A 12,162-nucleotide genomic window follows, 5' to 3' on the forward strand; every position below is an offset into this window, starting at 1 on the left:
CAAGAAATTAAATATGTACTGGCAAAGTTCTGTACTTTTTTCTGCAATTTACTGCACAAACCTATTGCAAAATACAGCTGGGCAGAAAGTACAAGATCCGATTGAGGATGATCATGCCTTAAGATGGATCGACCCGGTTAAAGCAATCGAAGATTTATTCCACGAACATCAACGTTGGGCTGTTCAGAAAGTACTAGAGGAAAACCTCTGATGTAAAGAAAATGATTAAGACCAACAAAAAATTCAATTTTATCACTTTATTTAAGAGTTACATTTTTATCTTCAGACTAACAATAACGAATCAAATATGTCCTAGCATTTCTTTATATTTACGTTGAACTAATGAGCATTCAATTAAGTATAAGTCGAATCAGGGATATCTGTTGGCTGTAAATTCATGATTGCTCCGTAGTATTGAGATGCTGTACAAAAAGTAATGAACGCACATAACTCGCTGATTTCTGGAATAGTAAATGTTTCATTCATGAGAGAAAATATTGAATCAGGGATATTTCCTTTCACCTTTAAAAAAATATCTGCAAATCCAATAGCTAAAATCATTTTTTCATCCATGATGTTCTTCTTCGGCTTTCCTTTAGCCTTACAATAGGCACATCCATTTGATTGTGCTAATGTTCTTCTAACTTGTTCTTTCACATCCAAACTTAAGGTTCCCTCTTCAATCAAATCTCTTTCTAACACCGTCCAACTGTATAAGATTTTAGGGTTATGACCTAGTAATTTTTGAAATGGTGTTTCTCCTATTTGGGATAAAGGTATTTTTGTCATTTTATTCACTCCTTCTACAATAATTTTATATAATAAATAAGTATTATTACATTTCATTCGAAACAAATATTGAACTAATACTTTATAGTCAATAACTTATTTTGAAGGAGGATTTACATTTGAAAATCGATTTGATTGATCGACAAATATTAAATGAACTGGCTCTAGATAGTCGACTGTCGATGCGTTCAGTCGCAAAACGTGTTAATTTATCAGCTCCTTCAGTAACAGAAAGAGTCCGCCAAATGGAATCTTATGGACTCATAAAACGATATGGTTTAACAGTAAATTACGAAAAGTTAGGTTCCCCCATTGAATGCTTAGTAGAAGCAACCATTAAAGAAGGGCGCTATGATACATTTAAAAATCACATACAGCAACTTTCGAACGTTGACTTTTGTTATCGAATATCTGGTGATTCTTGCTTCATGCTAAAATTACATTTCCAAACGTTCCAAGAGGCGGAATTTTTTATTGAACAAATCCATCCATATGCCCATACGGTTACTCGCTTTATTTTTTCAGAAGTAGACACTCGAGTCACTTTATAAAAAAGACAAGAAGAGCATTCAAAGATTGCTCTTCTTGTCTTTTAATAAATATTATTCCACGTATTCATAGAGAACGACACTCTCGATATAGTGAATGAAGCGGCGTAATTCCTTCTCTTCTTCGTTCGAGAGATCCCCTTCTTTCGACATATTGGCGATTTCAAGACGCTGGACCTCGATGGCTTTCAGACAGAGTTCTTCCTTCTGCTGATCGACATCCTTACCACCGATTGGTGACGACCAACGCGTATGTTTGAAGCGGAGTCGTTTATAAAACTCGAGCACACTTTGAACGACGTCTGGTGGATAAGACGTGCGGCAATTCTCGAGACGTTCGATGACCGTCCCCATGACCTTTTCATACAGTTCATGCTCGACTTGCGTCATTTGAATCAACGCATCCGACGACATGTTCGATCGTTTCCGTTTCCACCACAGTTTTCGAATCGGCTGGATGATTTGGAAGCGCGAATCTTTCCCGATGGCCTTGCGGCGATTCTCAATCGAGCGGAAAATATCCTTTTTCAGCAGGTCCGGCACCTTGTGTTCAGCGACGAAGCGTTTTGATTCTTCCTTCTCCCACTGAACCGCTTCAAGACGAAGGGCTTTTAATTGGTCATTGAATTGATTCAGCTCTTCCTGACTTTTTTCCTGCGCACGCAGCAAACGCAGCATGACATGATACTCATTGAGAAGATCAAACGCAACAGCGGCATTGTCTTCGTCCGTCACCTGTTTGATTTCCGAAATCGCGCGGCGAATCATCCGTTGTTTTTGGGCATTCAAGTCAAGCGCGATCGGTGTTGCATCTTCACCGCGATTCAAGACCGGTAAGAGAATCGTCGCGAGAATGAGCGTGTAGATGATGACACCCGCTGCAAGGAAGATGATCAACGATCGTTCCGGGAAGGCTTCCCCAGACTCCGTCAGGAACGGTAACGACAAGACCCCGACCATCGTGATCGTTCCACGCACCCCGACAAGCGTCGTAATCAAATCTTCCTTAAAGGAAGGTCGACGATGCTCCCGGTCCTCTTTTTTGAAGAACCGATGATCGAACCAGTTGAAGAACATCGTCCAGACGAGACGGATCGCAAGAATGAATGAACCGATCTCGATAACATATAGCATCAAACGCCAGTTGTTGATCGCATCATCTGCAAAAATCTCGCGCGTTGCTTCAGGCAACGTCAAACCGAGTAACAAGAAGATGATCCCGTTTAAGGTATACGCAATCATCGTCCAAATGTTATCCGTCAATGTCTGCTCCTGGGCAAAGAACGTTTCTGTCCGTTCCTTGATCAAGGCATGCAAGATGCCACCCGCGACGACGGCGATGACGCCTGAGGCGTGAAAGCCTTCCTCGGCAACGAAAAAGACGATGAACGGCGTCAGGATTTGCAGTAAGGCGTAAAAGACGACATCTTCAATGCCCGCGCGACGCAGGCGCACTTTGAGAAAGTTCATCGCAACTGAAATCGTCAATCCGACCACTGCTCCGACGATGAACATGTAGAAGAACTCCGTCGTGGCACTTTGAAGCGAGAAGTACCCCGTGACGACAGCAGCAACCGCATAACTGAAGGCGACGAGTCCCGATGCGTCATTGATCAGCGATTCGCCGCGAACGAGCGTCAGGATCTGTTCTGGAATCTGGACACGTTTTGCAATCCCGTTTACGGCAATCGGATCGGTCGGTGATAAAATCGCAGCTAAAGCAAAGGCTGCAGCGACTGGGATGACCGGAATCAACCAATTGATGAAATACCCTCCGATGATCGTCGTCAACAAGACGAGAACAATCGCATTACCGAAGATCGCCGTCCTCATCCGCCACAAATCTTCTCTCGGGAAGTGAGAGCTATCGTTGTAAAGTAACGGAGCAATGAATAACAAGAGGAACCATTCGGATTCGACTTCGATCGTCAAACCACTCATTAAAAGAGCGGCAATGGTTCCGGTAATGATTTGGATTAAAGCCGTTGGGATGAAACGAATGTAGTGTCCGATGACTTGTGTCAATAAAATGAGCGCAAGCATCAGTAAAATCAATGATAATGTTTCCATGGAGGACCCCTTCCTCTATTGTTTCTGTCTACCTATATTCTAACATAGTTTTTTTAATGACCTTGTCCGAACGCCTGATCGGATCGTTGCACAGCAATCATTTCTTCTGCGTGACGAATCAATTGCTCCCGGAGTTCGGGCGGTTCAAGAACCCGTACTTCTGGACCCAGCAGCATCAATTGGCGTCCGAGATACGGCAGTTCGGTTTCCGGGACCAACCATGTTCGCTCAGGTTGTGTGGGCAAAATCCCCTCTAGCAACCGTTCGCCTAATGCTGATACTTCCAGTTTCACCGTCATCATCGGTACACGTGTCATGTCTTGTTCCAAATCTGAAAAGGTTAACTCGGTTGCGGGCAACTCATGCAACGTCACGTCCTTAATTCGATCAACACGGAACTGGCGATACCCTCGATTCGTCTGTCCATAGAAGTACCAGCGATTCTGTTCGAACGATAAACCAATCGGATCAACGACAATCCACCGTCGTCCTTTTGTTGTCTCATAGAGAATATTCCCCATCCGTCCGCTCTCTAACAAGTTCAGTAACGCTGGATTTTGCGGTGATGGTGGTGTATCGATCGCTTGAAAACGAAAACGCTCCTTCCACCTTGTAATCAGTGGTTCCGTCATTGTTGGTAACTCGTTCGCATAGCGTTCAGCTACTTCCTGCCGAATCGTGCCGAATGGAAAATCGGGAATCTGTCCGACCCAATCAAGCAAAATGAATAGAACAATCGTCTCTTCATTCGTCAGGACGAGTGGTGGCATATTCCGGTGTGGCAGCATCCGGTATCCCCCTGCTACGCCCGGCTCACTATAAATCGGATAACCATTGGCTTCAAGTACCGACATATCCCGTTGAATCGTCCGGATCGAGACTCCGAACTCCTCAGCCAGCATTCGGGCTGAGAGGCGTTCTCCTCGATTCAAATAACGGACTAAGCGCCATTGTCTCGTATTCATCATTTTCCTCCTTAAATGACGACATCATTTGTCGTCATTATACGCTAAGATGAAGTCATAAAATGCAAAAGGAGGAATTCTCATGTCACAACCTACGACCGTCCTTTATATCGCTTGCAGCCTTGATGGAAAAATCGCAAGACTCGACGGTTCCCTCGACTGGTTATTTGCCGTTGCCGGAGACGGTGATAATGGGTACCAAGCGTTCTATGATCAGGTTGGTGCCGTCATTATGGGAAGAAAAACATATGAGGAAGTTCTGCAACTCAGTGAAACGTACCCCTACGCGGATATTCCGAGTTATATCTATAGCCGGACACCACAAGCGTCAGAGACAGTCACTTATACGGATGAACCACTCGATCAATTACTTGACAAAATCACGCCAACGATTAAAGGTAACATTTGGCTCGTCGGTGGTGGGGAATTGATACAAGAAGCGCTACGATTACAGTGCGTCAGTTCAATTGAACTGGCGATTGCCCCCGTCATTCTCGGAACGGGTATCCCATTATTTCCGGAAGGAACCGTTGAGACGAATCTTCACTTGAAGGAGAGTCGTCATTCGGGACAGTTCCTGATGGCGACGTATGAGGTTTTGACTTGACGGTATAAAATTCTTAAATTCATCAAATCGGACGGGAATCCGCTCCTATCTAAGCGTTTAGTTTACCTTGCTCCTCTTCTCGGAACATAGCTAAAGATCGTTCAAGCGTCAACATAAAACACCTTCGATCTAGTACAAAAAGTACTAAACATCGAAGGTGTCTCTATGTCGTAGTTGATCCCACTTGTTTTTACGATCTCTGTGGCTTCTTTTATACATTCCAACAGCTAGACCGGACTTCTCGTCATGATTCGTTTCAGGTACTGATCTTCAAACCTTTTTCAGCTAAATGATAGATCGACCGTTCAATCGCTGTTTCGATATATCCGTCCAATTGGAGTGGCAACAAGATATCATATTCTTGTTGCAAAACGGTTCGTCGATCCTCCTCTAAATCTTTAATGAAATGTGGAAGTGCTTTCCATCTCGATTGCATACGCAATTCATCAAGCGCTTCGGTTAGCGCCTGTTCATCCCAGCTTACGAGCGGTGCAATACGTGTATTGTACCGCTTGAAGTCATCATGATACTTTGAACCAATCGAGGCATCTGCTATGATCGCTTGACGCAACCAGGACATATAAAAGCCGCGTAACCAAATATCGTCCGCTATCAGATGGACGTAGTAGCCACTTCGAAAAGATGGATCCCAAGACGTCGCGTCTTTCCAAAACGCTTCGTAGTCAATCGCTCGTGTTCCGCTCGCTAATTCACCCGTGTAATAGTGGGCCTGCTCCTTCTCGTCATAACGCGCATCAGGAGCGACCGCACCGAGAAGGAATCGAGCAGGATCTAGTTCCGGCAGTGACGTGATCAATCGTTGTCCGATGTAAGCATGCATCAATCGCGAACCCATTTCTTATCTCCCTTCGTAATCGCTACGCGTGATCGCATAAATCTTTAAATCCCAGAAACGCTCTTTAACGAATAACGCACTCCGCGAGACACCTTCGAATGTCATACCGATCTTTTCCATGACACGAGCGGATCCATCATTCGCCACAAAACAACGGGCTTGAATGCGCTCGAGTCCGAGTGTCTCAAAACCATATTGCACGAGGCGAGTTGCTGCTTCCGGCATCAAACCCTTCCCCCAGTACTCGCGCGACAGCGCATAGCCGAGTTCTGCTTGCTGTTGCTCAAACGAGACTTTGATGAAATCAATCGTCCCGATGACCCGTCCGCTCGTTTTGTCTTCGATTGCCCATGGGGCCGGATTGCCTAGTTCGTATTGGCGAAGGATGTGATCGACGAATTGCTCAGAGTCCGTGAGACTTTTATGTGCATGCCAGCTGACATATCTTGCTGTCTCTTCATCTTTCGTATAGGCATAGATATCTGCTGCATCTTCCGTGCGAACCGGTCGCAAACGGAGTCGCTGCGTTTCAAGTACAGGCAATGCTTGATAAAAATCGATGGTCGTTAACATGATCGAACCCTTCTTCCTTTGATTTTTTCCAAGTATACCCACTCTTCCATAAAAAGTATAGAGATATACGAAAACGGTATCAGAATTTTCTGGTATACTATTGGAAAATGATGTAAGAAAGGATGCTGTCATGTCTTCTCGGGAACGAACACTCTTAAGTGCGCTCGGTATTTCACAGTTTGGTGACTTCATTTATCTCGTTGCGATCAACGTTTATATCTATCGCTTGACCGGCTCAGCGTCCGCCGTTGCTGCACTGTGGATCATCAGTCCGGTCGTCTCGCTTGTCATCAAGTCGTTCGCAGGAAGTTGGGTTGACCGATCCAACTTACGTCGGCTGTTGATTCAGACTGATGTGTTGCGTGCTTTCTTAATCGGTATCATGCCATTTCTACCATTATCGTTGCTTTACATCGACTTGATTGCCTTAGCCATCATCAAAGCGGTCGTTGAACCGGCAACGTTGACCTACATCACGACGCTTGTTCCGCAAAACGATCGGACGTCTTTTAATGCCTATCGTAGTCTGATCACGTCTGGTGCCTTTTTGATTGGTCCTGCTCTCGCTGGAGGACTGCTCTATGTTGCTTCTGCCGACGTTGCCATTTGGCTCAACGCTGTCTCGTTTCTCGGATCAGCTGTCCTGCTGAAGCGTTTGCCGCGTTTTACCGCTTCGGTCGAACGAGGGATGCGGCTGCAAGACATTATATCCGATTGGCGGCTTGTCTATCAGTTCAGCAAAAGTGTACGCTACGTGACCGGATTATACATCCTCGCGATGCTGATGATGATTGCGACACTTGCACTTGATACGCAAGAAGTCGTCTTTTTACAGCGGAGCATCGGGTTATCGGAAACCGACTATGGTTTACTGATGAGTCTGACTGGGACTGGTTCCGTCGCCGGCAGCTGGGTCGTCGCCCGCTACGCTAAAACCCTCTCCGTTCGGATGATGCTGACGATTGGCTATGTGTTCGTCGCCGTCGGTTACATGCTGTATGCGAGTGCGAATTCGTTTTCGATCGTCTGTACCGGTTTTTTGTTGCTCGGTTGTTTCCACGCATTTGCGGGAACCGGTTTCCTGACGTTCCAACAGACGAATATCCCACTCCACTTAATGGGACGCTTTATGAGTCTTTACGGAGTCGGTGTCAGCCTGCTACAGATTCTAGCGATCGTCGCGATCGGTCTGCTCGGTGACATCTGGTCGATTCGTTTCAGTACGCTTCTATTTGCCTGCCTCCTCGCGGTCGTGACGATCTGCTTTCTTGGATTGGTTCTCCTCCCGCGCAAACAACGGTATTTCGCAACGAACGACATCAACGAAGAACGACATGCTTAAAAACAGGGAACCCCGTCAACGCGGGATTCCCTGTTTAATTTTCTGTTCTAACTGTTTTTTCATTACTTCGGCATGTGCGACGAAACGAAAAGATCCATCTTGTAGTCGTTTTTGCAGTTGCTTCGCTTCTGCCCAAGCGAGCGTGTAATCTTCTTGCGAGACGTGACCTTGTTTCCGCGCTGCCTCTAGTTCATCCGCGTCGACGAGTAAGATTTGTCCCGATGGCAAGGCGATTAGATCGAGAAACAGATCGTCCCAATAGACGCGTCCATCCTCTACTCCGGTATGAAGGCAGATATCGATATAAGTTTGAACTAACTGACCTGACGCATCAAACATCGAGGTCACCGCGTGATGAGCATCCTTTGGAAATTGTTGTACCCAGATGTAACCAGCGTCAGCGATGCGAATCGTTTCGTCATCATAACAGACCTCTAACGGTGAAGCGACCTCATTAAGCTGAAGAAGCGTCACTTTCCCTTGAAACACTTCATTCTCGACCTGTTCTTGCACATAGTGTCGCTGCTTGATGCGACCCCAGTCACGTCGATCGGCATATCGTCTTTTGATCATCTGTCCATCCTCCGTTTTCTTTAGTGTGCCATATCCCTTTTCTTATTCACTCCAAATTCTTAAAAAAAGAGGCAACGGATTTTTCCGCTACCTCTTGCTTGATCATTTTGCTTTTTCTGAACCGTGTAACGCCGCACCATTCGTCTCGATGACGTGACGGTACCAATCGAACGAATCCTTTTTCATCCGTTCCATCGATCCATTGCCTTCGTTATCCCGGTCGACGTAAATCATACCGTAGCGTTTTTTCATTTCACCGGTCGTAAAGGAGACGATGTCGATGACGCCCCATGGCGTGTAGCCAATCAATTCGACGCCATCTTCGAGTACGGCGGCTTTGAACGCTTCGATATGCGCACGCAAGTAATCGATTCGTGCCGTGTCGTGAATCTGACCATCCTCAATCGTATCGATTGCACCAAAACCGTTCTCGACGATGAACAACGGAATCTGATAGCGGTCATAGAGACGATTCATCGCGTACCGGAGACCAACCGGATCGATTGCCCAGCCCCAGTCACTTGACTGGATGTATGGGTTCTCAACACCGTTCGCGAGACCACCGTTGACGATATTACCCGTGTTATTGACGACAGCATCGTGTTTGACGGTCGTCGACATGTAGTAACTGAATCCGAGATAGTCGACCGTTCCGTTCCGAAGAATCTCCGCGTCCCCGTCTAAGATCGGAATATCATATCCTTCCCGTTTGAACTCATTCAACGCATAAGACGGATAATAGCCACGGACTTGAACGTCTGGGAAGAAGTAGCGCTGACGCATCGATGTTTCAGCGAGCAGAATGTCTTCCGGATGTGACGAGTACGGATAGATCGGTACGTGTGAGACCATCGCTCCGATTTCGAAGTCCGGGTTGATCGCTTTCCCTTTTGCGACTGCAAGTGCACTCGCAAGCAACTCGTGGTGTCCTGTTTGATACATGACTTCCATCGCGTTCTCATTCGGGTCAAGGAGGACACCGGAATTCGTCCAGAGGAATAATGGATTGCTGACGTCCATTTTGTTGTTAATCTCATTGAACGTCATCCAGTACTTGACCTTATCTTTGTAACGCGTGAAACAGACTTCTGCGAACTTCTCGAAGAATAATGCTACTTTCCGATTACGGAAACCGCCATATTCACGCGCTAGGTGAAGCGGCATCTCAAAATGCGACAATGTAATGATCGGCTCGATGCCATATTTCAGTAATTCATCGAAGACATCATCGTAAAATTGAAGCCCTTCTTCGTTCGGTTCCGCTTCGTCTCCGTTCGGGAAAATCCGACTCCAACCGATCGATGTCCGGAGACACTTCAGTCCCATTTCAGCGAACAGCGCGATATCTTCTTTATAACGGTGATAGAAATCAATCGCCTCGTGGTTCGGATAGAATTCATGCTCCTCGACCTGATCCGTGATACGTCGTGCGACGCCGTGTGCTCCTGCCGTCAATACATCAACAACGCTCGGTCCTTTGCCACCAGCATTCCAGCCACCTTCGAATTGATGCGCCGCTAGCGCACCGCCCCATAGGAAATCGTTTGGTAATGTCTTCACCTTCATGTCCTCCTTCTATTTAATTTAGGCATGACCTTGTTCAAACACTTAGTTATAAAATCTTTTTAATCATTTTCTGAATCTACATAAATTAAGTTCACCTTTATAGTTTCATCTTAATTGTACATGTATAATTAATCAATACATAAATAATTTGATTTAACACTTCATAAATAAATAGGCTGCTTATGCTATACTGAACGAAGGAAAAAGTTCGCAAGAAAAGAAGGTGTCTTATGCTGAAATACCAACAGACGGCTGATGAAATCGAACAGTACATAGAACAACATGAGTTGAAACAAGGGGACAAACTACCGATTCTTGAAGAGTTGATCCGACAATTTGCTGTCAGTAAGACGACGATGACGAAATCGCTGGAACTGCTTGAACGAAAAGGCATCATCTTTCAAGTCCGCGGCAGCGGCATTTTTGTCCGGAAGACGAACCGTACTGGTTACATTCGTCTGTTTTCGACCCAAGGATTCAAGCAGAATCTCGTCGGTCATACGATTGAATCGTCCGTTCTCGCACTCGAGCAAATCGCTGCAACGGAGAGCATTGCCAAAAATCTCGGTATTGAAGCGGGTGAGACGGTGTATTACGTCAAGCGAATCCGCTACATCGACGGCAAGATCCTCTGTCTCGAAGAGTCTTACTATCGCCAATCGATCGTTCCGTACTTAAATCGTGAAATCATCGAGCAGTCGATCTTCGAATACTTAGAGACTGCCCTCCAATTGAATATCGGGTTCTCGGATATGTACATGCACGTCGGGAAACTAGGTGCTGAAGCGGCTCACCATTTGAGTCTTGCTGAAGGGGATCCCGCCATGACGATCGAGACGGTATTTCATTTGACGAACGGTCGTCCGTTTGACTATTCCGTCATCACCTATCACTATGAACATTCGCATTTCGTCGTTCAGGCGAATGGCTTGTATTTATGAGGGGGATGATCGCATGAATGAAGAAATACTGTTTTATTACGCACTTTTCGCAGGCGGTATCCTCTGTATAATCTTGAGTATCTTGTTATATTTCTGGCTCCGCGAGGATACTGGGATCGAATTTTCCACGTTCAGTCGACTCGTTTTCATGTGTTTACTCGGCGTCGGACTTATTTGGTATACGGTTCCGAGTCTGAAATACGTCGTCAATCATGACTATGTGACGACTAAAGGAACCTGTACGGTCGAGTACGATGATCAATCCTCACCGCGGACGATTAACCTTTATTTCGATAAAACAGGCGACTATTTCAGTTTCTTTGATCGTGCTGAACTCGGCGCTTATGGACCGGACGTCCCGTATACCTGTCACGTGACGACGACAAAAAATCATGAGTTCGAGATTTCTTACCGGATTTATAATTTCAAGACAGATAAGTTATTGTATTCGTCTGAATAACTGATACGTTTAAAAAGAAGTACTGTTTAGTTTATGTCATTACTATTTTTTCACTGGCCGGACTCGCTGAGATCGGCAGTGGCTACTTGATTTGGCTGTTGTTACGAGAGGGACGCCCTGCTTATTTCGGACTGCTCGGCGGTGGGATTTTTTTGCTTGGTGTAGCTGTTATCTTATTTAGTCCGAGGAATTAACACTCACAGGAAATTCGGATTGACGAACTTTTTCTTGAAAGGACGGGTCCAGATGAATGCCGAGATCATTACATATGTTTTCATCTTTTTACTAGGTGTCGCGTTTGTCTTACCGTCCTGTTATGTTTTTGTCCTTCACTTCGATAATAAGCAATATGCTTTCTTCAACAAACTTAAGTGGACGGGTGTCCTGTTGCTCGGATTGCTCTGTCTCTCGATCACGATACCGAGTTTTACCGAGATTGTGTTTCGGGATTACCGTGTATTAGAAGGTCCGTGTATTCTAGAACCGTCTGAGTCAAAAGGAACATCGATCGACATTACATTAACGGAGACCAACGATACGTTTTCTTTCCATGACGCACCTGATCTTGATGCTTACGGCAAGAAGGTTTCATATTATTGCCGGGTGACGACGACACAGAATCAGGCGTTTGAAATCAATTACCGGGTCTTCGACAAAGATACGCAAACGTTGCTCTATTCGAATTGACGACGCAAACGGGACTGACTTAAAAATCAGATTCTACAAAGAAAAGGGTGGCAGAATTGGAATCTGACACCCTTTTCGCATAAAAAAAGAAACACTCTTTTCACGCGACTCTGATATGCTCCCCAAAAAGTAGACAGTTGAAATAACAAAAACTGTCTACTTTTTGAAGGGAGCTTTTTCTATGG

14 protein-coding genes and 1 pseudogene are annotated in these 12,162 nt (G+C 45.5%); 8 read left to right on the forward strand and 7 right to left on the reverse strand.

What is annotated here, in order from left to right; all coding sequences use genetic code 11:
* Positions 1–211, forward strand: a pseudogene (locus ACRPK8_RS15485) (hypothetical protein); the annotation flags it as partial.
* Positions 212–354: 143 nt separating this feature from the next.
* Here the strand turns inward: ACRPK8_RS15485 and ACRPK8_RS15490 are convergent.
* A complete protein-coding gene (locus ACRPK8_RS15490) occupies positions 355–789 on the reverse strand; it encodes a carboxymuconolactone decarboxylase family protein (RefSeq protein ID WP_432238947.1) in 435 nt (144 codons plus the stop codon).
* Positions 790–908: 119 nt separating this feature from the next.
* Here ACRPK8_RS15490 and ACRPK8_RS15495 point away from each other — a divergent pair, with 119 nt between their 5' ends.
* Complete coding sequence (locus tag ACRPK8_RS15495; protein ID WP_432238948.1) at positions 909–1,340, forward strand: Lrp/AsnC family transcriptional regulator; 432 nt, start codon at positions 909–911, stop codon at positions 1,338–1,340.
* A gap of 51 nt (positions 1,341–1,391) precedes the next feature.
* On the opposite strand, the gene ACRPK8_RS15500 is transcribed toward ACRPK8_RS15495, so the two are convergent.
* Positions 1,392–3,407, reverse strand: a complete 2,016-nt coding sequence (locus ACRPK8_RS15500) for a Na+/H+ antiporter (RefSeq protein WP_432238949.1) — start codon at positions 3,405–3,407, stop codon at positions 1,392–1,394.
* Positions 3,408–3,460: 53 nt separating this feature from the next.
* Positions 3,461–4,372, reverse strand: a complete 912-nt coding sequence (locus tag ACRPK8_RS15505; RefSeq protein WP_432238950.1) for a helix-turn-helix transcriptional regulator — start codon at positions 4,370–4,372, stop codon at positions 3,461–3,463.
* An 82-nt stretch (positions 4,373–4,454) separates the two neighbouring features.
* Here ACRPK8_RS15505 and ACRPK8_RS15510 point away from each other — a divergent pair, with 82 nt between their 5' ends.
* Positions 4,455–4,979 carry a dihydrofolate reductase family protein gene (locus ACRPK8_RS15510; protein WP_432238951.1) on the forward strand — a complete coding sequence of 175 codons (525 nt, stop codon included), beginning with the start codon at positions 4,455–4,457 and terminating at the stop codon, positions 4,977–4,979.
* Positions 4,980–5,235: 256 nt separating this feature from the next.
* Here ACRPK8_RS15510 and ACRPK8_RS15515 read toward each other — a convergent pair whose 3' ends face one another.
* Together ACRPK8_RS15515 and ACRPK8_RS15520 are read right to left on the reverse strand one after the other, a co-directional pair.
* Positions 5,236–5,835, reverse strand: coding sequence for a zinc dependent phospholipase C family protein (locus tag ACRPK8_RS15515; protein WP_432238952.1), 600 nt, complete (start codon positions 5,833–5,835; stop codon positions 5,236–5,238).
* A 3-nt stretch (positions 5,836–5,838) separates the two neighbouring features.
* The gene (locus tag ACRPK8_RS15520; RefSeq protein WP_432238953.1) at positions 5,839–6,408 is read right to left on the reverse strand and encodes a GNAT family N-acetyltransferase; all 570 of its coding nucleotides are present in this window, start codon (positions 6,406–6,408) and stop codon (positions 5,839–5,841) included.
* 130 nt (positions 6,409–6,538) lie between these two features.
* Between ACRPK8_RS15520 and ACRPK8_RS15525 the strand changes: the two genes are divergently transcribed.
* Complete coding sequence (locus tag ACRPK8_RS15525) at positions 6,539–7,750, forward strand: MFS transporter (RefSeq protein WP_432238954.1); 1,212 nt, start codon at positions 6,539–6,541, stop codon at positions 7,748–7,750.
* A 15-nt stretch (positions 7,751–7,765) separates the two neighbouring features.
* On the opposite strand, the gene ACRPK8_RS15530 is transcribed toward ACRPK8_RS15525, so the two are convergent.
* The gene (locus ACRPK8_RS15530; protein ID WP_432238955.1) at positions 7,766–8,323 is read right to left on the reverse strand and encodes a DUF402 domain-containing protein; all 558 of its coding nucleotides are present in this window, start codon (positions 8,321–8,323) and stop codon (positions 7,766–7,768) included.
* Positions 8,324–8,425: 102 nt separating this feature from the next.
* Entirely contained in the window at positions 8,426–9,883 is a 1,458-nt protein-coding gene (gene bglA, locus ACRPK8_RS15535; protein ID WP_432238956.1) for a 6-phospho-beta-glucosidase BglA, read from the reverse strand.
* A 236-nt stretch (positions 9,884–10,119) separates the two neighbouring features.
* On the opposite strand from bglA, the gene ACRPK8_RS15540 reads away from it, so the two are divergent.
* The 4 genes from ACRPK8_RS15540 to ACRPK8_RS15555 are packed head-to-tail and all read left to right on the forward strand — an operon-like array spanning position 10,120 to position 11,977.
* Complete coding sequence (locus ACRPK8_RS15540; RefSeq protein ID WP_432238957.1) at positions 10,120–10,830, forward strand: GntR family transcriptional regulator; 711 nt, start codon at positions 10,120–10,122, stop codon at positions 10,828–10,830.
* A gap of 13 nt (positions 10,831–10,843) precedes the next feature.
* Positions 10,844–11,290, forward strand: a complete 447-nt coding sequence (locus ACRPK8_RS15545) for a hypothetical protein (protein WP_432238958.1) — start codon at positions 10,844–10,846, stop codon at positions 11,288–11,290.
* A gap of 44 nt (positions 11,291–11,334) precedes the next feature.
* A complete protein-coding gene (locus ACRPK8_RS15550) occupies positions 11,335–11,484 on the forward strand; it encodes a hypothetical protein (protein ID WP_432238960.1) in 150 nt (49 codons plus the stop codon).
* A gap of 52 nt (positions 11,485–11,536) precedes the next feature.
* The gene (locus ACRPK8_RS15555) at positions 11,537–11,977 is read left to right on the forward strand and encodes a hypothetical protein (protein ID WP_432238959.1); all 441 of its coding nucleotides are present in this window, start codon (positions 11,537–11,539) and stop codon (positions 11,975–11,977) included.
* Positions 11,978–12,162 lie beyond the last annotated feature (185 nt).

This window comes from Exiguobacterium sp. TDN 0502, assembly GCF_050846835.1.
In the GTDB taxonomy this organism is placed as follows: domain Bacteria; phylum Bacillota; class Bacilli; order Exiguobacteriales; family Exiguobacteriaceae; genus Exiguobacterium_A.

What these genes read in the sequence shown, in the direction of transcription:
- ACRPK8_RS15500 (WP_432238949.1), bottom strand. Translation starts at nt 3,407, where the DNA reads ATGGAAACATTATCATTGATTTTACTGATGCTTGCGCTCATTTTATTG.
- ACRPK8_RS15525 (WP_432238954.1), top strand. Translation starts at nt 6,539, where the DNA reads ATGTCTTCTCGGGAACGAACACTCTTAAGTGCGCTCGGTATTTCACAG.
- ACRPK8_RS15515 (WP_432238952.1), bottom strand. Translation starts at nt 5,835, where the DNA reads ATGGGTTCGCGATTGATGCATGCTTACATCGGACAACGATTGATCACG.
- ACRPK8_RS15520 (WP_432238953.1), bottom strand. Translation starts at nt 6,408, where the DNA reads ATGTTAACGACCATCGATTTTTATCAAGCATTGCCTGTACTTGAAACG.
- ACRPK8_RS15510 (WP_432238951.1), top strand. Translation starts at nt 4,455, where the DNA reads ATGTCACAACCTACGACCGTCCTTTATATCGCTTGCAGCCTTGATGGA.
- ACRPK8_RS15505 (WP_432238950.1), bottom strand. Translation starts at nt 4,372, where the DNA reads ATGAATACGAGACAATGGCGCTTAGTCCGTTATTTGAATCGAGGAGAA.
- ACRPK8_RS15530 (WP_432238955.1), bottom strand. Translation starts at nt 8,323, where the DNA reads ATGATCAAAAGACGATATGCCGATCGACGTGACTGGGGTCGCATCAAG.
- ACRPK8_RS15555 (WP_432238959.1), top strand. Translation starts at nt 11,537, where the DNA reads ATGAATGCCGAGATCATTACATATGTTTTCATCTTTTTACTAGGTGTC.
- ACRPK8_RS15490 (WP_432238947.1), bottom strand. Translation starts at nt 789, where the DNA reads ATGACAAAAATACCTTTATCCCAAATAGGAGAAACACCATTTCAAAAA.
- ACRPK8_RS15545 (WP_432238958.1), top strand. Translation starts at nt 10,844, where the DNA reads ATGAATGAAGAAATACTGTTTTATTACGCACTTTTCGCAGGCGGTATC.
- ACRPK8_RS15540 (WP_432238957.1), top strand. Translation starts at nt 10,120, where the DNA reads ATGCTGAAATACCAACAGACGGCTGATGAAATCGAACAGTACATAGAA.